This is a genomic window from Bacillus sp. FG16 (assembly GCF_057809515.1).
In genome coordinates this window covers 14,246-34,097 of sequence record NZ_JBMDKC010000062.1, presented here as the reverse complement: position 1 = coordinate 34,097, position 19,852 = coordinate 14,246, and the positions used below count along the sequence as shown (strand labels likewise).

22 protein-coding genes are annotated in these 19,852 nt (G+C 33.8%); all 22 read right to left on the bottom strand.

The features are described 5' to 3' along the window. Nucleotides 1–134: 134 nt before the first annotated feature. The 22 genes from ACODS7_RS20820 to ACODS7_RS20715 all read right to left on the bottom strand — a co-directional run bounded on the left by ACODS7_RS20820 (nucleotide 135) and on the right by ACODS7_RS20715 (nucleotide 19,838). Nucleotides 135–953: an SGNH/GDSL hydrolase family protein gene (locus tag ACODS7_RS20820; protein ID WP_243168980.1), complete on the bottom strand. Its 819-nt coding sequence runs from the start codon at nucleotides 951–953 to the stop codon at nucleotides 135–137. 98 nt (nucleotides 954–1,051) lie between these two features. Then, a complete protein-coding gene (gene tagU, locus ACODS7_RS20815) occupies nucleotides 1,052–1,966 on the bottom strand; it encodes a polyisoprenyl-teichoic acid--peptidoglycan teichoic acid transferase TagU (RefSeq protein WP_243168981.1) in 915 nt (304 codons plus the stop codon). 115 nt (nucleotides 1,967–2,081) lie between these two features. Then, entirely contained in the window at nucleotides 2,082–3,305 is a 1,224-nt protein-coding gene (locus ACODS7_RS20810; protein WP_243168982.1) for an O-antigen ligase family protein, read from the bottom strand. Between the two features lie 2 nt (nucleotides 3,306–3,307). Further along, on the bottom strand, nucleotides 3,308–4,165 hold the full coding sequence (locus ACODS7_RS20805) for a glycosyltransferase family 2 protein (RefSeq protein WP_243168983.1): 858 nt from the start codon (nucleotides 4,163–4,165) through the stop codon (nucleotides 3,308–3,310). Nucleotides 4,166–4,178: 13 nt separating this feature from the next. Continuing rightward, entirely contained in the window at nucleotides 4,179–5,093 is a 915-nt protein-coding gene (locus ACODS7_RS20800; protein WP_243168984.1) for a glycosyltransferase family 2 protein, read from the bottom strand. Nucleotides 5,094–5,261: 168 nt separating this feature from the next. Next, nucleotides 5,262–6,104, bottom strand: coding sequence for a dTDP-4-dehydrorhamnose reductase (gene rfbD / locus ACODS7_RS20795; protein WP_243168985.1), 843 nt, complete (start codon nucleotides 6,102–6,104; stop codon nucleotides 5,262–5,264). After that, on the bottom strand, nucleotides 6,105–7,127 hold the full coding sequence (rfbB, locus tag ACODS7_RS20790) for a dTDP-glucose 4,6-dehydratase (RefSeq protein WP_243168986.1): 1,023 nt from the start codon (nucleotides 7,125–7,127) through the stop codon (nucleotides 6,105–6,107). It lies immediately after the preceding gene. An 11-nt stretch (nucleotides 7,128–7,138) separates the two neighbouring features. Beyond that, nucleotides 7,139–7,696: a dTDP-4-dehydrorhamnose 3,5-epimerase gene (gene rfbC / locus ACODS7_RS20785; RefSeq protein WP_243168987.1), complete on the bottom strand. Its 558-nt coding sequence runs from the start codon at nucleotides 7,694–7,696 to the stop codon at nucleotides 7,139–7,141. A 13-nt stretch (nucleotides 7,697–7,709) separates the two neighbouring features. Further along, complete coding sequence (gene rfbA, locus ACODS7_RS20780; RefSeq protein WP_016125734.1) at nucleotides 7,710–8,603, bottom strand: glucose-1-phosphate thymidylyltransferase RfbA; 894 nt, start codon at nucleotides 8,601–8,603, stop codon at nucleotides 7,710–7,712. Between the two features lie 28 nt (nucleotides 8,604–8,631). Then, the gene (locus tag ACODS7_RS20775) at nucleotides 8,632–9,246 is read right to left on the bottom strand and encodes a sugar transferase (RefSeq protein ID WP_373371765.1); all 615 of its coding nucleotides are present in this window, start codon (nucleotides 9,244–9,246) and stop codon (nucleotides 8,632–8,634) included. An 82-nt stretch (nucleotides 9,247–9,328) separates the two neighbouring features. Further along, nucleotides 9,329–10,210 carry a UTP--glucose-1-phosphate uridylyltransferase GalU gene (gene galU / locus ACODS7_RS20770; protein WP_243168345.1) on the bottom strand — a complete coding sequence of 294 codons (882 nt, stop codon included), beginning with the start codon at nucleotides 10,208–10,210 and terminating at the stop codon, nucleotides 9,329–9,331. A gap of 243 nt (nucleotides 10,211–10,453) precedes the next feature. Continuing rightward, nucleotides 10,454–11,221: a tyrosine-protein phosphatase gene (locus ACODS7_RS20765; protein ID WP_243168346.1), complete on the bottom strand. Its 768-nt coding sequence runs from the start codon at nucleotides 11,219–11,221 to the stop codon at nucleotides 10,454–10,456. A 106-nt stretch (nucleotides 11,222–11,327) separates the two neighbouring features. Then, on the bottom strand, nucleotides 11,328–12,029 hold the full coding sequence (locus ACODS7_RS20760; RefSeq protein WP_049107326.1) for a CpsD/CapB family tyrosine-protein kinase: 702 nt from the start codon (nucleotides 12,027–12,029) through the stop codon (nucleotides 11,328–11,330). After that, nucleotides 12,019–12,762, bottom strand: coding sequence for a YveK family protein (locus tag ACODS7_RS20755; protein WP_243168347.1), 744 nt, complete (start codon nucleotides 12,760–12,762; stop codon nucleotides 12,019–12,021). Before ACODS7_RS20755 ends, ACODS7_RS20760 begins: the two co-directional genes overlap by 11 nt. 258 nt (nucleotides 12,763–13,020) lie before the next feature. Beyond that, a complete protein-coding gene (locus ACODS7_RS20750) occupies nucleotides 13,021–13,698 on the bottom strand; it encodes a CpsD/CapB family tyrosine-protein kinase (protein WP_243168348.1) in 678 nt (225 codons plus the stop codon). Between the two features lie 493 nt (nucleotides 13,699–14,191). Beyond that, a complete protein-coding gene (gene fabZ / locus ACODS7_RS20745) occupies nucleotides 14,192–14,629 on the bottom strand; it encodes a 3-hydroxyacyl-ACP dehydratase FabZ (RefSeq protein ID WP_105434375.1) in 438 nt (145 codons plus the stop codon). A 429-nt stretch (nucleotides 14,630–15,058) separates the two neighbouring features. Further along, complete coding sequence (locus tag ACODS7_RS20740; protein ID WP_000457978.1) at nucleotides 15,059–16,060, bottom strand: rod shape-determining protein; 1,002 nt, start codon at nucleotides 16,058–16,060, stop codon at nucleotides 15,059–15,061. Between the two features lie 160 nt (nucleotides 16,061–16,220). Next, on the bottom strand, nucleotides 16,221–16,493 hold the full coding sequence (gene spoIIID / locus ACODS7_RS20735) for a sporulation transcriptional regulator SpoIIID (RefSeq protein ID WP_000544012.1): 273 nt from the start codon (nucleotides 16,491–16,493) through the stop codon (nucleotides 16,221–16,223). A 308-nt stretch (nucleotides 16,494–16,801) separates the two neighbouring features. Beyond that, nucleotides 16,802–16,936: a hypothetical protein gene (locus ACODS7_RS20730; protein ID WP_000008903.1), complete on the bottom strand. Its 135-nt coding sequence runs from the start codon at nucleotides 16,934–16,936 to the stop codon at nucleotides 16,802–16,804. 288 nt (nucleotides 16,937–17,224) lie between these two features. Beyond that, entirely contained in the window at nucleotides 17,225–18,130 is a 906-nt protein-coding gene (gene spoIIQ / locus ACODS7_RS20725; protein ID WP_001214922.1) for a stage II sporulation protein SpoIIQ, read from the bottom strand. A 161-nt stretch (nucleotides 18,131–18,291) separates the two neighbouring features. Continuing rightward, the gene (locus ACODS7_RS20720) at nucleotides 18,292–18,996 is read right to left on the bottom strand and encodes an ABC transporter permease (RefSeq protein ID WP_043935873.1); all 705 of its coding nucleotides are present in this window, start codon (nucleotides 18,994–18,996) and stop codon (nucleotides 18,292–18,294) included. Then, nucleotides 18,996–19,838, bottom strand: coding sequence for an ABC transporter ATP-binding protein (locus ACODS7_RS20715; protein ID WP_098629794.1), 843 nt, complete (start codon nucleotides 19,836–19,838; stop codon nucleotides 18,996–18,998). The genes ACODS7_RS20720 and ACODS7_RS20715 overlap by 1 nt, the downstream gene beginning before the upstream one ends. Nucleotides 19,839–19,852 lie beyond the last annotated feature (14 nt).

The window sequence follows — 19,852 nt, the reverse complement described above, 5'->3', positions numbered from 1 at the left end:
CTACACATGTATGACTACCAATATATCCTGCTCCACCTGTTACAAGTATTGCCATGAGTATACCTCCACTGTTATAACTTATTAACAAAAAGAGGCAATCACAACAGAAATGATTACCCCTTTAAACTTCCTTTTTACTTAGCAACGAAATAATCAGTTACATATTTCGCCCAAACATCATGCCCTTTCGCACTAGGGAAACCAAACTCTTCTTGTAAGTATGGTAAAATTGCTTTTGTCGATGCATCAGGCCACGCTCCCCAATGATCAACATATGTATAACCATTTTGCGAAGCAAATTGTTTTAATGCCTCAATTGCTTTCGGGTAATTCTTCGCACCATAAACTGGATTTGATGGTTGAATCATAATCGTAGCACCTTTTGCGCTAGTAGAAAGTGATTGAATGAACTTCTGTGTATTCGCGACAGAGTTTCCATTGCCAGTTTTACTATTATCAGTAATGAATGGCGGCTCAAATAAAATCACGTCAGGATTACCTTTCGCAATCTCCTTATCACGTTTGTTTTCAATTAATTCATCCGTGCTTTCACCTTTATATTCTTTTACCGTCACATTCCATAAACCTTTACCGTAAGCAGTTTCTAAATTAGTTGTTAACTTATTTGTCCAAGCATCTTTTTCAGATGAAGAAGCTTCATCACCAACAATAACAAGATTTACTTCCTTTTTCTCCGCAGCAGATTTCTTTAACTTCTCTTTCACTGCATCTGGTAAGTTTTTCGCATACGCTTCATTAAAAGATGACTTCGCATCTTGTTGTTTCTCTTCTTTCTTTGCTCCGCTATCTTTCACTTCAGCCTTTGTTTTCGTTACTTCACTCGTCTGTCCTGTCGCCTTTGCAACTTTCTTATTCCAGTACAGTTTACCACTTACAACCGAAGCAACAAACAATACAAAAACAACAAGAACAAGTACTGCTTTCTTATTCATTAATTCACCTCATCTATTAATCTCACAACATATAATATTAATATAAATTCATGCAAAAATAAACCCAACTCCTTCCAAAGGAGTTGGGTTATTACATATTAATTAGTCAATTCAAGGTGTGCTCTTAGCTTATTCGTCAAATCTTGTTTCGCTGCCTCTGGAACATAGTAGTACCAAATACCATCAGCGGCTTTGTGGCCATCGCCAGAAATTTGGATTTCTTCACTATTCTCCATGCAATCTTTATAGTTCTTTTGAATCTCAAACATTTGCTCTTGAGTTAAACTTGTTTTAACATTTTTCTCAATTGCTTTTAATACATCACCATAGCTTGCTAGAGAAGATACATTGGCACCTTTTTTAATTACTGCTTGGATGACTTGACGTTGGCGCATTTGACGACCAAAGTCACCACGTGGATCATCGTATCTCATTCGTGAATAATGTAATGCTTTAGTACCATCCAAATGAATATTACCTTTTTCAAAGTGAATATTTTCATATTGGAAATCTAAATCATTATTCACATCCACACCACCAACAGCATCAACAATATCTTTAAAACCAGCCATATTTACCTCTATATAATGATCTACCGGTATATTTAAAAAGTTCTCTACTGTTTTAACTGCCATGTTTATACCACCAAAGGCATAAGCATGATTTATCTTATCTTTTTTTCCTTTACCGACAATTTCTGTGTAAGAATCCCTTGGTATACTAGTCATCTTCATTGATTTTTGCTTAGGATTTAAAGTAAATAGAATAAGTGAATCCGATCTACCAGTTTCATTTTCTCTTTGATCCACTCCCATCATTAAAATTGAAATGGGTTTCTGATCTGCTATATTTACTTTTTCTTCACGTTTATCCGACTTCTCGCGATTTAATGGCTTATGCACAGCATCTAATGTTTTAGTTACATCGGAGTATATATAATATGCAAAGCCCCCACCAACAAGTAAAACACTACCGACTATAACCAAGGTCCACAATAAAAATTTTTTCTTCATTTTCATACCTTCTTTTTAAATATTGTACAAAACTTCAAATTACAGCGTTAATAATGTATCAATTCGCAATCAATTATACACTATAACATAACGTAACAAAAATCTCTTAAAATATTTACGCTTTATGGACTGTATTTTCACCTATTGAATTTTTCTTTATAACTATTGAACTACAGTGCACTAAATAAAAAATCACCAGAAAAATTATTAAATCATTATCATAACCTACATATTGTAAAGATGTTACAGCAAACCATGAAAATAATAGAATAATCCTATTATATACTTTTTTAGAACGCAATCTATATGATTTATAATAAAAAAGAAGGATCCATCCATAAAGAAATGTTCCCACGATCCCGAAATCAAGCAACATATTTAAGAAAACATTATGCATATTATTTTCTCCAATATAGTAATACGCATATTTACTTAAAAAGCCCGCTGTACTTAACAATCCATTTCCTATTAAATAGCTTGTTTCAAAAAAGCGATCCATGAAAGTATTCCAATATATTAAACGGATATAACCACCGTCTGTAATATCAAAATTAATACGAAGTAAGTCATCCAACTTTACAAATACAATACATACTCCCATTAATATAGGCACTACAGAAAATGCTTTTACATATGTTTTATCTGACTTCATAATTTTAAAAATTACATATATCCCCAAAGCTCCAAAATACGTTAATTGCGCTGTTCTGCTTAAACAAAGTATCGCATTACAAACGGATAATGCCAAAATCGTCATATTTCCCTTTGTAAATTTGAATTTATTAATAATAATATAAAAATAACAGATTTGAGCCAATACTATTTTAGTAGCTAAAATATTTTTTGAATAGTTCCCCCAAAAAAGAAGTTGTGGGTTTTCTGTAATTCTATATGCCGTCATTGAATCTGATGTATTTAGTACTAAAGAAAATAAATTTAACTTATAGTATAAAAATATATATTGTACAAAACTAATTATGATAATTATCTCAAATACTATTTTTAATCTTTTCCAAAATAATTCATCCACAATTTTCTCACTACTGTTTAATACTGTAAAGAAAAATAGTAAATTTATTATCATCTTAAATAGCATTTTTAAATTATCGGATGTATATTCATTTTGTATTATAAAAATTATAACACTCCACAATAAGAAACCTAAAATTACCAAAGTCCATTTTTTAATTTTATATTCATGATTATATAAAAATATAATACTTGTACCTACAACGAACAATCCGAATATAATGGGATATACATTAGAATTAATTATAAAAATAGACAAAACACTCATATAAAAAAGCAATTGAATTGTATTTTTCGCTTGAATTTTCATTATTATTCTCTCTCATTTTTAGTATAATCTGAAAAACCCTTTACCCTACAATATACAGAATTCCATCCTCTCAAAATTTTATTCTTATTTAAAGTCATCAATACACCTACTAATTTTAACATATGATACACTAACACCTTAAAAAATAAAACAAGTGTGTGGAAGTCTAAATTAGATTTTACAAAACCTCCAAATCCTAACGAGTAACTTTTAACTTTCTCCACACTTATATCTTGATTAGGATGTGGATGATAAACTTCAATTTTAGGACTGTATATAACTTGTGAAGATCTCGTATATCTGTATACAATATCTGTGTCCTCACAGGAACCAAAATAGGTACCTACTCCTAGCTTTTCATTAAATCTATATATATCTTTTGAATTCCTTAGAAACATAGTAATAGAAGAAACTTTAGTAAAGAAGTTGTTTTTTGTAATATTTACGGTTTGTTTTGACCATTTACGTATTACATCATTTCCCGATTTATCAATTATCCTTCCTAAAATCAAATTAGAATCAGGATTCTTTTGAAATGCTTCTTCTACTTCCTTTAAAGTATTAGGGTAATATTCGCAATCATCATCCGGATAAGCAATATATTCACCTTCTGCATATTCCAAACCAATATTCCGATTATACGACAAACCTTTTATATTGCTCTTAACATGAACAATATTCAAGTGCGTATATTCCAAAATAATTTCTTCCAAATTAATTTTTTCTACATCATTTTGATCTACAATTATAATTTGCACTTCTTGCAAATCATAATCTACTTGTTTAATACTTTCTAAGAACAATCCAATTTCTTTATCCCGACCTTGTGTAGCCATTATTAAAGAAAATTTATATTTCATGATAGCCCCCTAATTATTTCATATAAGCTGATAATTTTCTCTTTAACGGCACAGGAATAATTTTGTGAATCTTACCTAATTTATAAGCTACTAATTTCACTGCATTTTCAACCGTTGCATATACAAGCATTTTCTTATTCTCTTTCCAGAGGAAGTTTGCTTGTTTTTTTATCATCCTTGCCCCTTCTTTTTCATTAGATACATGCTCTAATAAATAATTTGTTGATTCAAATGCCATTCCTATATCAAAATACCTCTTAAATTGTTGTTTTAGGTTATAATTATGCGAATGAAAGACCTTCGCTGTCGGGGTGTATATTACATTTTTTCCGTCTAGAATAACCTTAGATGCTAATATTAAATCCTCATTTAATATTACTTTTTGTGGGAAACCATTATATGGGTCTTTAAATAATATTCTTTTATACATACAGCATACATTTGAACAGAAAAACGTTTTAATTCCTAGCTTTCCTACTTGCTCTAAGTTCTTTACAATTTTCTCATCTGGATAATTAAAACCTCTTGCAAATTGCTCTAAAATATTGGCATTTTCTTTAGGAATTTGTCTTGCAAAACAAATCAAATTATCCTCATTCTCTAATTCTTTCATAAAACTTATTATAAGATTATTATCAACTGGTATAGCATCTTGAGTCATGTATAATAAATAATCCCCTGATGCTATTTTGGCCAAGTCATTTCTGGTACCACCATGATCAAAATGCTTATTCGGTATCTCCGTAAATTTTACCTTTGGGAATTCATTCATTATTATCTCTTTTGTATTATCTGTAGAACTAGAATCTACAATAATTATTTCTAGCCCTATGCCTTCTGGAAGTTTTTGACTATACAATTTATTCAATAATGTCCTTATTTCAACTCCCGCATTGTAAGTAGGAATTAATATTGAAACTTGTTTCATTTTTTTCTCCTTTACTATATCCGTCAATTATTTTGACATTCCCAAAATACAACTCTATCAGTCAATATCAATAAATAATTACATACAAATTAAACCCTTTAGCTATATACTTATATAGTTAAAGGGTCTTTCTAAAAATCAAATTAAAAAAGTTTCTACTCAAATCGTTTATCTGTTTTCTGAAAGATAACATGCTACAGCTTTTTTCCAATCTTGTAATGGAAGAAAACCTTCTTCTTCGATTTTCTTTTTATCTAAAACAGAATATTTAGGTCGATCTGCTGGTCTAGGAAACTCTTCAGTAGTCACAGGTTTTACATTAATATCCATTTCAGCTTGCTTAAATATTTCTACCGCAAATTCGTACCATGAACATATTCCTGCGTTGGTTGCATGATAAATACCATATTTTTCAGAACTAATTAATTCAATCATAAAACGAGCTAAGTCCACCGTATACGTTGGAGAACCCACCTGATCATGTACTACACTGATTTCATCATGCTCTCTTCCTAAACGTAACATCGTTTTTACAAAATTATTTCCAAATATACCGAATACCCAAGCTGTACGAACAATAAAGAATTTATCCACGTACTGTTGCACAAATGTTTCACCTGCTAATTTTGTTTCACCATATACTCCCAATGGTTTTGTCGGTTCACTAGTTTTATAAGGCTCTTTGGCTGTACCATTAAAAACATAATCGGTACTAATGTACAACATTTTCGCTCCGATTTCTCCTGCAGCTTGTGCTAAATACTTTGTACCTAGTCCATTTACTTTATAAGCAGTGTCTGCATCTTCTTCTGCAGCATCAACATTTGTATAAGCTGCACAATGCATAATTGCATCTGGCTTAATTTTATTTATGTAAGCTTGTACAGCCTCATTATTTGTTATATCTAGCTCTTCACGATCAACACCATATACTTGTAAACCTGTATGTTCTAACTGTCTTAACACATCTTGTGCAAGTTGACCTTTTGCTCCTGTGACAATAACCTTCATTTACTTAACCTCTAATCTATTACCGTATTGATTATCAAAGTATTCTTGGTATTCTCCAGAGATAATGTTATTCCACCAATCTTGATTTTCTAAGTACCAGTTAATCGTTTGTTCAATTCCAGTATCAAAGTTATACTTTGGTGACCAACCTAACTCCTCACGAAGTTTTGTCGCATCAATTGCATAGCGACGGTCGTGTCCTGGACGATCCGTAACATATTGAATTAAAGACTCTGGCTTATCTAGTGCTTTTAAAATCGTTTTTACAATTTCAATATTAGTACGCTCATTATTTCCACCAACATTATATACCTCACCATTTTTCCCCTTATGAAGTACCAAATCAATAGCTTGACAATGATCTTCCACATGTAACCAATCACGTACATTTAGCCCATCACCATATACTGGTAATTGTTTATTGTTTAATGCATTAATAATCATTAACGGGATTAATTTCTCTGGAAAATGAAACGGCCCATAGTTATTTGAACAGCGTGTAATGTTGACTGGTAATCCAAATGTTTCATGGTATGCACGAACTAGTAAATCTGCCCCTGCTTTACTTGAACTATACGGACTATTTGAAGCTAACGGTGTTTCTTCTGTAAAGTATCCTGTGTCTCCTAAAGTACCATATACTTCATCTGTTGAAACTTGTAGATATTTTTTGATTTTTGCATTTTTTGCAGCATCTAAAAGTATTTGAGTACCTTGAATATTCGTTTGGATAAAAATATCTGGATTTGTGATACTTCTATCTACATGTGATTCCGCAGCAAAATTCAATACATAATCAAAACTTTCTTCTTCAAATAGCTGATTGATAAATTGACGATCTGCAATATCACCCTTAACAAATTTATAATTAGGGGCATCCTCAATAGCTTTTAAATTCTCTAAATTTCCTGCATACGTTAATGCATCTAAATTTACAACATTATATACTGGGTACTTTTTCACCATGTAATTTACAAAATTACTTCCAATGAATCCCGCCCCACCTGTTACTAATATTTTCATGCTGTTCCTCCTCATTTCTCGTATACAAAATTAATATCAGCTTCCGCTAATGGCATATGCTTAGTATCTTTTTCTGAAAGAATTGGATTACCTACTGGCCAATCTATGCTTAGTGCTGGGTCATTCCATAAAATCCCCGCATCATGTTCTGGAGAATAATACTCGTCCACTTTATAAGCAACTGTTGAATTAGGTACTAGTGTACAAAAACCATGTGCAAATCCTTTTGGGACAACTAATTGTCTTTTATTATGCTCACTTAAAATGACACCAACCCATTGGCCGTATGTAGGTGAACCTTTTCGAATATCAACGGCCACATCATAGATAGCACCTGTAATACAGCGTACTATTTTTGTTTGTGCCTTAGGATTTAATTGAAAATGTAAACCTCGTAATGTCCCTGCAGGAACTGATAAAGATTGATTATCTTGAATGAACTCACGTTTCAAGCCTAGTTCTTCAAATACACCTTTACTATAACTTTCCATAAAATATCCTCGGTGGTCGCCAAATACATTAGGTTCTAAAATCATCACATCTGGAATTTTAGTTTCAATAATCTTCATTCTATCCACTCCCTTATTGATAGATTGGTTGCTTCGTCTTAATTTGTTCGGCTAATTGAATTAAATATTGACCGTACTGATTTTTTTTCATTGGTTCTGCTAATACCAATAATTGTTCACGTGTAATGTACCCTTTTCGAAAAGCAATTTCTTCTAAACAAGCTACTTTTAGGCTTTGACGTTTTTCAATCGTTTCAATAAATTGTGATGCCTCTAATAATGATTCGTGCGTTCCAGAATCTAACCACGAAAAACCTCGACCAAGAATCTCCACATTCAAGTGATGTTCTTCTAAATAAACTTTATTTATATCTGTAATTTCTAACTCTCCACGAGCTGACGGCTTAATATTCTTAGCAATTTCTACAACTCTGTTATCATAGAAATATAAGCCAGTTACTGCATAATTAGACTTAGGTTCCGTTGGTTTCTCTTCAATAGACATAGCCTTTCCAGACTCACTAAACTCAACGACCCCAAAACGCTCTGGATCATTTACATAATAACCGAATACTGTTGCACCATTTTGGCGATTTACCGCATTTAATAAAAGTTTAGTTAAGCCATGACCATAAAATAAATTATCTCCTAATATTAAAGCTACAGAGTCATCACCAATAAATTCCTCACCAATAATAAAGGCCTGTGCTAACCCATCTGGAGAATCTTGTACTGCATACTCAAGACTAATTCCAAACTGCGACCCATTCCCTAATAGTTGTTCAAAACGCGGGGTATCCTGCGGTGTAGATATAATTAAAATTTCACGAATTCCAGCGAGCATCAATACTGATAAAGGATAATAAATCATAGGTTTATCGTATATCGGTAACAGCTGCTTGGAAACAGTCGTAGTAAGTGGATATAATCGTGTACCACTTCCACCTGCCAAAATAATTCCTTTCACTAAAAAACTCTCCTTTTCAACTATATAATTAATAAGCTCCCTTACGAAGTACTACATTTACAATAGTAAGGACTAGAATTTTAATATCAAAATATAAAGACGCATTTTCTACATAATGAAGCTCTAAATCTACTCTTTCTGGATAACCTACATCACTTCGTCCACTTACTTGCCAATAACCTGTAATCCCAGGTTTCACAGATAAAAAAGCATCCAGTTTATGACCGTACTCAGCTAATTCCTCATTTACCACTGGTCTTGGGCCTACAAGACTCATATCACCTTTTAAAACATTAATAAATTGCGGAAGTTCATCTAAACTTGTTTTTCTTAAAAACTGACCTAACTTCGTAATACGAGGGTCTTCATTAGGTTCTAATTTATAATTATTAGCTACATATTTTTTATATAATACTTCATTTTCTTTTAGTTTTTCTTCTGCATTTACAATCATTGAACGGAATTTATAAATATAAAACTTTTCACCATTTTTCCCCATTCTCACTTGTTTGAAAAATACAGGACCTTTATTATCTCCCCACATATAAAAGATTGAAATCAGGACGAAAATCGGAGAAAAAACTACTAATCCCACTATAGCCCCTATTAGATCCATCACTCTTTTTGAACATAAATAAATCATACTAGGCTGCTTAACCTTCTCTACTTCCGGCTCAATCGAAGTACCTACTATTTCTTGATTATCCAAGTCTACCTACTCTCCTCTATATATGTATATTTTCTTTTTTCACAAGTCCATTCATATAATCCATCAACTCTTCTTTCAGTTCTTCATGCTGAAGTGCCATTTCAATTGTTGTCTTAATAAATCCAAACTTCTCCCCAACATCATAACGAATGCCTTCAAAATCATACGCAAACACACGCTGAATTTCATTTAATCTTTGAATCGCATCTGTTAACTGAATTTCTCCACCAGCACCTGTCTGTTGGTTTTCAAGGAACATAAAGATTTCTGGTGTTAATACGTAACGACCCATAATTGCCAAATTAGATGGCGCTGTCCCTTGAGCCGGTTTTTCAACAAATTGACGCACTTGATAGCTACGATTCTTTTGTTCAACTGGGTCGATAATACCGTAACGATGTGTTTCATTTTCTGGTACCGTTTGTACACCAATAACGGATGATTGTGTACCTTCATATTGATCCATTAATTGACGTAAACATGGTGTTTCTGCTTGAACAATATCATCACCAAGTAATACCGCAAATGGCTCATTTCCAATGAATTTACGTGCACACCATACTGCGTGTCCTAGCCCTTTTGGTTCTTTTTGTCTTATGTAATGAATATTAATTTTTGAAGACGCTTGTACTTTCTCAAGCATTTCATACTTTCCTTTTTCTAAAAGGTTTTGTTCTAGTTCGAAAGAATGATCAAAATGATCTTCAATGGCACGTTTTCCTTTACCAGTGACAATAATAATATCTTCAATTCCTGATTCCATTGCTTCTTCTACTATGTATTGAATTGTGGGCTTATCGACGATTGGTAACATTTCTTTTGGCATCGCCTTTGTTGCTGGTAAAAACCTTGTCCCAAGACCAGCAGCTGGAATAATTGCTTTTCTTACTTTTTTCAATTGTAGTCCTCCTACATCTTTTTTATTTGTATACAACAATAACAAAAACCCTACCTATAGAGTTATAGTTATAACTCTATAGGTAGAGTTTCTATTACAAATAAAATTATGGGCATCTAACCCCTCCTCACGTCATACTACCGACGACAAGCGTCTAAGGTAGGCTTGAAATAAAATTTTCTACCCACAGCACGACCGAGTGCCCCCGTTGATAACGGTTAGGAGACATCACCAATTCTTTATTTAAAAAATACCGAACAATTTTTTACGACGGATTTGTTCTGGATCTTCTTTGTAAATCGCCTTCCCGCTAATTAATAAGTACGGATTTTCTTTTAAATTACTCATAACATTCATTCCAAATTCTTTTTCAATTAATTCATAGCTTTCTGCTAAATGAAATCCTCTTGACGTTGTGTTATGTGCATCTGAAGCAAGCATATGTGTTAAATTATGTTCAACAAGTTGTAATGAAAACTTTTTAATTTTTTTACCGAAATTCCCTAATAAACTACCTGCCGTTACTTGCGTTAATGCCCCTTTATTTACAAGATTATATAACTTATCTGGTCGCTCAATTAACTCGGCATTACGTTCCGGATGAACAATAATTGGAATCATTCCCTTTATACGTAGTTCGTATAATAATTGTTCTGCATAACGTGGTACGTGATTAGATGGAAATTCAATGAATATATATTTATTTGTTTCATTTAAAGTAACGATTTTACCAGCTTCATAGTCTTCTAATAAATCGCCATATAACCTGACCTCTTGCCCAGGTAAAATGGTAAGTGGAATATTATATTGTTGTAGTTCATCATTTAATTGTTTTACGTGATGAATAATTGAGATACGTTCATTTACATATTTTCCATTTTGATGGTGCGGCGTTGCGACAATTGTATGTATTCCTTCTGCTACAGCTTGTTGTGCCATTGCTAAACTATCAGTTACTGTTTGTGCACCGTCATCGATACCATGTAAAATGTGACAATGTAAATCGATCATTTATTTCATCCTCTCTCATATTAATCTTTTTTCCCTTGAATATAAGGAATATCTCATATTCAAGGGAAAAAAGGAGATATGTTTTTCCCATATCTCACTCTTTTAATTAGTTGGCACCGTAATAATAATATAAGCCTTGTTCACGTTCACAATCATTCAGAACAACACCTAACAGTTTACCTTTAGCCGATTCTAACAATCCTTTTGCTTTTACTGCTGTTTCTTTCTCTGTCGATTCACTACGAACAACAAGAATAGAAGCATCGCATACGTTTGCCATAATTTGTGCGTCTGTTACAGCTAAAATTGGTGGCAAATCAAAAATCACTAAATCGTACATACTATATGCTTGTCCAAGAAGCTCTTGCATTGATTTTGAACCTAATAATTCTGCAGGGTTTGGTGGAATTGGACCACACGCTAAAAAGTGTAGATTATCTACAGCGGTCTTTTGTACACATTTCTCTAAACGTTCACTATGCGTTAAGACGTTCGTTAATCCGAAAATATTATCTAATTGGAACATTTGATGCATCGCTGGCTTACGCATATCTGCATCAATTAATAATACTTTTTTCCCCTGTTGGGCAAAAACAACTGCCATATTCGCTGTCGTTGTCGTTTTTCCTTCACTCGGATTAGCAGACGTTATCATTAATGAATGTAAGTTCGTATCAACAACTGCAAACTCAATATTCGTTCGAATATTACGATATTGTTCCGAAATAGGTGATTTCGGTTGTTGCTGAGCAATTAATTGACGACGTTGACGATGATTCTTTTTCTTTTTAAATAAATTAAGAGCCAATTGTTTGTCCCCTCACTTTCCTTGATGATGGAGCATGTGATTTCATATTTGTTGTTTCTTCATCCATACGAGCGACAATACCTAACACTGGTAAGCCAAGTAATTTCTCTACATCTTCTTCTTTTTTTACAGTGTTATCTAGATACTCTAGTACAAATGCTAATGCGGTTGAAGCCATTAAAGCGACTACAAATATAATTGCAATATTTAATATTGGTCGTGGTTTAATTGGTGACTGTTCTTTAAAAACTTCTGCTTTCGATAATACGGTAACATTATCAACACTCATGATTTTTGCAACTTCATCTTTAAATACCTCAGCTGTGACATTTGCGATTTCACTAGCCACTTTTGGGTCTTTATCCTGAGCTGTAACGGAAATAACTTGTGAGTCTCTTTCATTTGTAACATCGAGTTTTTGAGTCAAATCTTGTACTGTTTCTTTTAAATTCAACTTTTTTTGTACTTGCTCTACAATTACTGGGCTCTTGATAATGACCTTATATGTATTTGTCAGTTGTATATTGGTTTGTACATCACCAATCTGAAGGGCAGTTCCCTCTTGTTTCTTCTGATTGACCAGAATTTGTGTTGAAGATTGATAGATCGGTGTCATAAAGAAGAAGCTAATAATAGCACTTACAATAGCTGCACCAAAGGCGATTATGAGGATCATTCCTAAACGTTTTCTTAAAATATGAAATAACTCTTTCAAACTAATTGTTTCTTCCATAAGTTCCTCCAACTTTCTAAAATTTGCACATAAGAAAAATTATAGCATATTCATCTTATATTTTTTTATTTAAATAAATTATTTAGTACAAGCTTCTAACAAACAAGTTTAATCTTACAAAATAATCTTAAATATGACAACACATTACAATGATTTCCCAAAAATTTTATCATATCATGCTTTTTACAATGTATAACTTGATAAATAATTTTCAGAAAACAAAAAAGCCAACAAGTTTTTTGTTGACTTTTTGATATTTTAGTAATAACCATACTGTTCTTTTTCTTCTCTTTTATCGTTTAAAACGACACCTAGTATTTTGCCTGATGCTTTATCTAATATTTGTTTCGCTTTTACGATTTTATCTTTCTCCGTCTTTTCACTTCGTACAACGAGTACGATTCCATCACATTTATTCGCAAGTATTTGTGCATCCGTAACCGCAAGGACAGGTGGTGTGTCGATTAATATAATATCAAACATGTTATATGCTTCTAGTAACGCCTTGTCCATCGCCCGGCTCCCTAATAGTTCTGCTGGGTTTGGCGGGATTGGACCTGCTGCCATTAAGTATACGTTCTCTATATCTGTTTTTTGAATGCATTGCATAAGTTTTGCTTGTCCTGATAATAAGTTCGTTAACCCATTTGAACTATGAATGGCAAATAAGTTTTGTATCGTCGGCTTACGCAAGTCAGCTCCAATTAGTAAAACTTTCTTTCCTTGTTGTCCGAAAACAACTGCTAAGTTTGCGATTGTCGTTGTTTTCCCGTCACCTGGATCTGCTGAAGTAACAATAATAGAACGAACATGATTATCTACAGATGTGAACTCAATGTTTGTACGAATGTTACGGTATTGTTCTGTAATACGCGATTTAGGCTCTTTATGTGTAATTAATTGTCGTAATGGTTTTCTTTTCTTTCTCCCGAACATATTCATAATCTCCTTTTGTGAAATGCGACATTTCCCTTTTCTCTCTCTTATGCTCGATTTCATACGTCTAATTAATATTCTTGCTGATTTCCCCACATTTCATCATAATCAATAACATTCTACTTTGTCTTATTTAAGTACCTTAACAATATGACAATGCCCTTATTTCTTTATTCCCTTTATCACTTATCCTATTTTCTAGATAAATAATAAAGTAAGTATATGGTAATTACCATCTATTCACAAGTTATTTTCTGATTAGTTTGCAAATTATCGTTTCATCGTTATATAGCAGAAATTAAAAAAATCCCCTTGTCTTTTCACAAGGAGATTTTTTAGTACTATCTATTCTTTTTTACCCCGCATCAACGGGCAGTAAAACCCTCACCAAAAAATTCAGATGAATCAAAGAAGTTAGGTGAGGATTAACTGCCCATAAATGCCCGATTGGTTCAACTAATAATCAGCGGTGGATGGAAAACTCCCCCTCTGATTAAAGTTTCACTTTATCACCAATCGCAAATGTAATTTCTGTCTCACATGCAACTTCCCCATCTACTGTTGCGATTGCTTTTCCTTTTCCAATCGGACCGCGTACGCGTGTCATTTCTACTTCTAGACGAAGCTGATCACCTGGGCGTACTTGTTTTTTGAAACGGCAATTGTCGATACCTGCAAAGAAAGCAAGTCTTCCGCGGTTTTCTTCTTTCTTTAATACTGCAACTGCTCCGACTTGTGCTAATGCTTCTACAATAAGTACACCAGGCATAACTGCATAGTCAGGGAAGTGTCCGTTAAAGAATTCTTCGTTTGCGGATACATTTTTAATCCCAACCGCTCTTTTGCCTTCATCTACTTCTAATATTTTATCAACAAGTAAAAATGGATAGCGGTGAGGAATGATTTCTTTAATTTGTTCTATATTTAGCATGTAACAATCGCCCCTTTTGTAATATTGGTCTTACCACTTGGACATATTGCTATTATCCCATTTTGTTTATTGTTTGTCATTACAAAGTAACATTTTATATTTAGCACAACTTCCTAAAAAAAAATGCACACACTCTATTCCATTGAAATAGTTGCACATTTTTGCAACTGACACGGAGGTGGAAAAGAGTGTATGCCCAAATTAGGGAAAGGCAATATGTATTGAAACATTATTTGCCTTAATGTCGTATTCGACTCATTATATTATAAACGTTTTCAATTAAGGAAATATTAAATTTAACCATATATATGAATATTTTACCTGTTTCCTTCATATTTCTCTATTTCCCTTCCATTTTCGCAAAAAAACAAAATAAAAAAATATAAAAACGAAAAAAAGAACTAAGGCGTCAGCCTTAGTTCTTTCAAATTATCTCAAAGCACGCTTTGGTAATCTGTCGATATTCTCTAACATAATACCTGTACCAACCGCAACGCAGTGCATTGGGTTTTCAGCAATTAATACTGGTACTTTTAGTTCTTCTGCTAGAAGCATATCGATACCGTGTAGTAAAGCTCCACCGCCTGTTAGAATAACACCGCGGTCGATGATATCTGCAGATAATTCTGGTGGTGTGCGCTCTAATACGCCTTTTGCAGCTTGTACAATAACAGCTGCATTTTCTTTTAATGCTTCTGTAATTTCTTCAGAGCATACTGTAATTGTACGTGGTAAGCCTGTTACCATGTCACGTCCGCGAATTTCAAGCTCTTCGCTACGTGCACCTGGGAATACTGTACCAACTTTAATTTTAATATCTTCTGAAGTACGTTCTCCGATTAATAGCTTATACTTACGTTTAATATAGTTTAAGATCTCCATATCAAACTTATCGCCAGCCATTTTGATAGAGGAAGAGGTAACAATATCACCCATAGATAGTACAGCGATATCTGTTGTACCTCCACCAATATCAACAACCATGTTACCGCTTGGTTGGAAGATTTCCATACCAGCACCAACTGCGGCTACTTTTGGTTCTTCTTCTAAAAATACTGTTTTACCACCTGAACGTTCAGCAGCTTCACGAATTGCTTTTTGTTCTACTGATGTAATATTTGTTGGACAACAAATTAAAATACGAGGTTTTGAAAAGAAGCTCTTTACGTCCAATTTGTTAATGAAATACTTTAACATTGCTTCTGTAATTTCGAAATCTGCGATTACACCATCTTTAAGTGGACGAATTGCTACAATATTACCAGGCGTACGTCCCACCATACTTCTTGCTTCTTCACCGACTGCTAATACTTTACCACTATTACGATCAATGGCCACAACAGATGGCTCATTTAATACAATACCCTTACCTTTAACATGAATTAATACGTTAGCCGTACCTAGGTCAATTCCGATATCTCGCGCAAACATTCCCGTTTTTTCCTCCTCGATATTCAAAATCAGGTTACACCCGAATTCTTTTCACCTAATTTCTGATTTTATCATAAATTTAACAGAAACGTAATATTCGCAAAAAGAATTCTTCTGAAAAATATTACCGAATGTGAACGGAATGTTTGCTACTGTAACATTATTGACGTACAGGCTTCTCTACATCTTCTTTTCTATACTTTTGTTTTGTTGCTTCTCCACCTCTTAAATGACGAATAGACTTATGATAATCAAGAATTTCTTTTACTTCATTTGCGAGCTCTGGATTAATCTCTGGTAGACGTTCTGTTAAATCTTTATGGACTGTACTCTTTGATACCCCAAATTCCTTTGCAATGACACGCACTGTCTTTCTTGTCTCCACGATATACTTACCAATCTTGATAGTTCTCTCTTTGATGTAATCGTGCACACCACTCGCCTCCCTAATTTGGATGTGAGAAGGGTGAAATGAGCCTCGCTGCATACGACTAAGAAGTAAGTGTGAGTGCTGTTTGTAAGCGTTAAACATTCTTGGATTTATAATGAAATGATTCACGATTTCTCACCTCAAACACTCTCTTTGCTTTGGTTTATACCATTGTATTGCCCGCACTACTGATATATGCTACATGTTCACTATTTTTGCGGACTAAGTTAAGAAAAATTACGTTTTTTTGTGAGAAATACGTTAAAACTGACTATTATGGCCAAAAAAAATGACACCTTGTATAAAAGGCGTCATTCTTCTCGTTCCAATTCTTCTTCTAACAACTGATGGTGGGGAACCTCTTTCTTACCGGCAATATAATAATATAAAGTGAATAAAACAAACAATAAAATAATAGCAGTCGACAGAACAAACAAAAATGACACAGTATCCCCTCCCTTTTGTAATATATATTCGAGAATCTCGTCATTTTTCCTTGTTATTGCAACTTTTTTCTCGAAATTGAGTATTTTTATATAAAGTGAAACTTTAATCAGTGGGTGCCATTTCCCACTGATTATTAGCTTTCACCAATCGGGCTTTTACGGGCAGTTGCCCCCCGACCTAACTTCTTAGCTTTCACTAAATTTTGAATTTGGGGTCTTACTGCCCGCTAATGCGGGATAAAAATAAAAAAATCAGCTCCCCTAGTGGGAACTGATTTTTTCACTTTATTATTCTTGTGAAGAAGAATCGTTAGATGATTCCGTAGAACCGTTTGTTGATTTTTCTTCTTTCTTCGGTTCTTCTTTTTTGTCACTAGTTGAACCGCTTGTTGATTTCTCTTCTTTTTGAGACTTGTCTTCTGTTTTATTTTCTGGTTTCGTGCTCGTTGACTTCTCTTCTTTTTGAGATTTGTCGTCAGCTTTTTTACCAGAAGCATTCGTAGCCTTTGCAGCACCTGCATCAGCTTTAATTTCTGTTACTGATTTATTTAAGTAACGTTCAGGGTTCACAGCCACATTGTCTTTACGTACTTCAAAGTGAACGTGAGAGCCTGCCTCTTTATTCATTGCACTTAGACCGGATGTTCCTAATACTTCACCTTGTGCAACTCTTGCACCTTTTTCTACTTTCACACTGCCTAAGCTTTGATAAGATACCGCTACACCATTTCCACTATCAACTGTTACAACATAACCAAGAAGTGAATCTTTTTCAGCTTTCGTTACTGTACCACTTAAAGCAGCGGCAACATTGAATTCTTTTCCATTCTTCGCAGCAATGTCAATTCCTTTGTTTGGGGAATATGTGTTGTTATAAAAGACAAGTGCTTTTTCTTGTTCCGCCTCAGTTGCTGCATCTTCATAGAATTTCTTTTGTACGACTACTTCCGCATTCGCGGCAGCTGGCATTTTCACTACTTCTGAAGATTTCGTTACTGGTACTGCTGGATCTTCCGATTGTGTATACGGTGTTGCTTGATCGTGGTTTGGAGTCTTCTTCGGATTAGCTCCTTGGAACCATAGCGCAACCATTAAGATTACCGCTGCACAAGCAATGTATAGTGCCGGAAACACCCATCTTTTTTGAAATAAATGTACTACCTTTTGCGACTTTTTATTATTTCTTCCTCGCATTCCATCATCACCTCAGCAATCATTTTGAACAATATTCACGTATCCTATACAACGCATAACTAATTACTTTTCGACAAAATTTGTAAAAATATGTATAAGAACTGTAAAATTTCCGAGGAAATGATAGAAAAAAGAAAAAACTGAGCGTTTCGGCTCAGTTTTTAGTCTAATTGTTTCTTTTTGTATACGATTAAACATACAACGAGCGATATAATAAGCCAAACTACAACATTTAATACATGCCCACTAATACTACTAAATCCCGCCCCACCTACTAAGCTGTTAAGTGCTTTTACAATATGAGATGTTGGAAGATACTCAATTAGTGTCTTAATTACTTTATTTTCAACCATCGGCTCAAATTGTACAGCTAAATACATCGTCATTAAAATAGGCATACCAATTAATGATGTTTGTGGTACAGAAGATGCAAGTAATCCAATCATTGTTCCAAGCACGATAAACAAAATAGTTCCACATAAGAATATCAATCCTACCAATGGAAGATTAATATTTAACTGATCTAAAATGAATAAATTTGCAATACAAATGACCATTGTCAGACCCGATGTTAATAAACTCTTTCCAAGAAGAACTTCAACAGAAGATGCTGGGGATAACATTAACACACGCAGTGTATGTTTTTCTTTTTCTTCTGCAATTACCATAGATTGAACAAATCCTGCGACAAATAGGAAGGCCATTATAGTAGTAGTGCCTAACATTTCCTTTCCCACTCCAAATCTGCTAAACAAAAATGAAAGTATAATTGGTAAAAATGCCATTAATAATACTTGTGAATTTGTCTTAAAATCTTGGACTTCTTTCCGAAAAATAGCTGAAAATCTTCTCATTGAAAATGTCATTATAATCCCCTCCCAGTAACTTCAATAAAGATATCGCCTAGCGTTGGTTCGTGTGAATGAATAGATAACAGTTCGCCCTTTTTCATCCATTCTGAAATACGTTTTGCGCCCAATTCATCTTTTTGCACTACTTCTTTTTGTTTATCTTTTAATACGACCTCTATTTGATCCTTAGCGTATTGCAAGCGCAGATTCTCTGGCGTATCAAGTGCTACAATTTCTCCGCCACAAAGGAAGGCAATACGGTTACAAAGCGTTTCTGCTTCATCCATGTTGTGAGTCGTTAAGAAAATCGTCGTTCCTTCTTCATTTAAGTCTTTTAAGATTTTATGAATGTTTTGTACGTTTACTGGATCGAGTGCAGATGTTGGTTCGTCTAAGAAGAGGATATCTGGTTTATGAAGGATTGCTCTTGCTAGTGTGACGCGTTGCTTCATTCCCTTTGATAGTTTCTTTACTGGTGTTTTTTTATCATCTAATAAATTTACTTGTGCTAGTACTTCATTGATTCGTTCTTTTTTACAATCGTATAAGTCACAAAATAATAGTAAGTTATCATAAATACTAAGTCTTTCATATAAGCCGCTGTTATCTGTTAAAATACCAATTCGATTGTAATCGATGCTACTTGGTCCTGTAATATCTTTCCCTAATACTCTTACCGTTCCAACACTATGAAGCAATTGAGAAGTTAAAATTTTTACCGTTGTCGTCTTACCAGATCCACTCGGTCCGAGGAATCCGAAAATCTCTCCTTGCTTCACCTCAATATTTACATTTCGAAGTGCTGTTTTTCCGTTGAAACTTTTCATTACATCTTTCATTTCAATTGCCAATGTCATTTCGTCATCCCCTT

Coding starts and splice junctions, on each gene's coding strand:
- ACODS7_RS20805 (WP_243168983.1), bottom strand. CDS start 4,165: ATGAAATATAAATTTTCTTTAATAATGGCTACACAAGGTCGGGATAAA.
- spoIIQ (WP_001214922.1), bottom strand. CDS start 18,130: ATGCGAGGAAGAAATAATAAAAAGTCGCAAAAGGTAGTACATTTATTT.
- ACODS7_RS20820 (WP_243168980.1), bottom strand. CDS start 953: ATGAATAAGAAAGCAGTACTTGTTCTTGTTGTTTTTGTATTGTTTGTT.
- ACODS7_RS20715 (WP_098629794.1), bottom strand. CDS start 19,838: ATGACATTGGCAATTGAAATGAAAGATGTAATGAAAAGTTTCAACGGA.
- rfbB (WP_243168986.1), bottom strand. CDS start 7,127: ATGAAAATATTAGTAACAGGTGGGGCGGGATTCATTGGAAGTAATTTT.
- rfbD (WP_243168985.1), bottom strand. CDS start 6,104: ATGAAGGTTATTGTCACAGGAGCAAAAGGTCAACTTGCACAAGATGTG.
- ACODS7_RS20720 (WP_043935873.1), bottom strand. CDS start 18,996: ATGACATTTTCAATGAGAAGATTTTCAGCTATTTTTCGGAAAGAAGTC.
- ACODS7_RS20755 (WP_243168347.1), bottom strand. CDS start 12,762: ATGGAAGAAACAATTAGTTTGAAAGAGTTATTTCATATTTTAAGAAAA.
- ACODS7_RS20810 (WP_243168982.1), bottom strand. CDS start 3,305: ATGAAAATTCAAGCGAAAAATACAATTCAATTGCTTTTTTATATGAGT.
- ACODS7_RS20740 (WP_000457978.1), bottom strand. CDS start 16,060: ATGTTTGCGCGAGATATCGGAATTGACCTAGGTACGGCTAACGTATTA.
- tagU (WP_243168981.1), bottom strand. CDS start 1,966: ATGAAGAAAAAATTTTTATTGTGGACCTTGGTTATAGTCGGTAGTGTT.
- ACODS7_RS20765 (WP_243168346.1), bottom strand. CDS start 11,221: ATGATCGATTTACATTGTCACATTTTACATGGTATCGATGACGGTGCA.
- ACODS7_RS20750 (WP_243168348.1), bottom strand. CDS start 13,698: ATGTTCGGGAGAAAGAAAAGAAAACCATTACGACAATTAATTACACAT.
- ACODS7_RS20800 (WP_243168984.1), bottom strand. CDS start 5,093: ATGAAACAAGTTTCAATATTAATTCCTACTTACAATGCGGGAGTTGAA.
- rfbC (WP_243168987.1), bottom strand. CDS start 7,696: ATGAAGATTATTGAAACTAAAATTCCAGATGTGATGATTTTAGAACCT.
- fabZ (WP_105434375.1), bottom strand. CDS start 14,629: ATGCTAAATATAGAACAAATTAAAGAAATCATTCCTCACCGCTATCCA.
- ACODS7_RS20775 (WP_373371765.1), bottom strand. CDS start 9,246: ATGATTTATTTATGTTCAAAAAGAGTGATGGATCTAATAGGGGCTATA.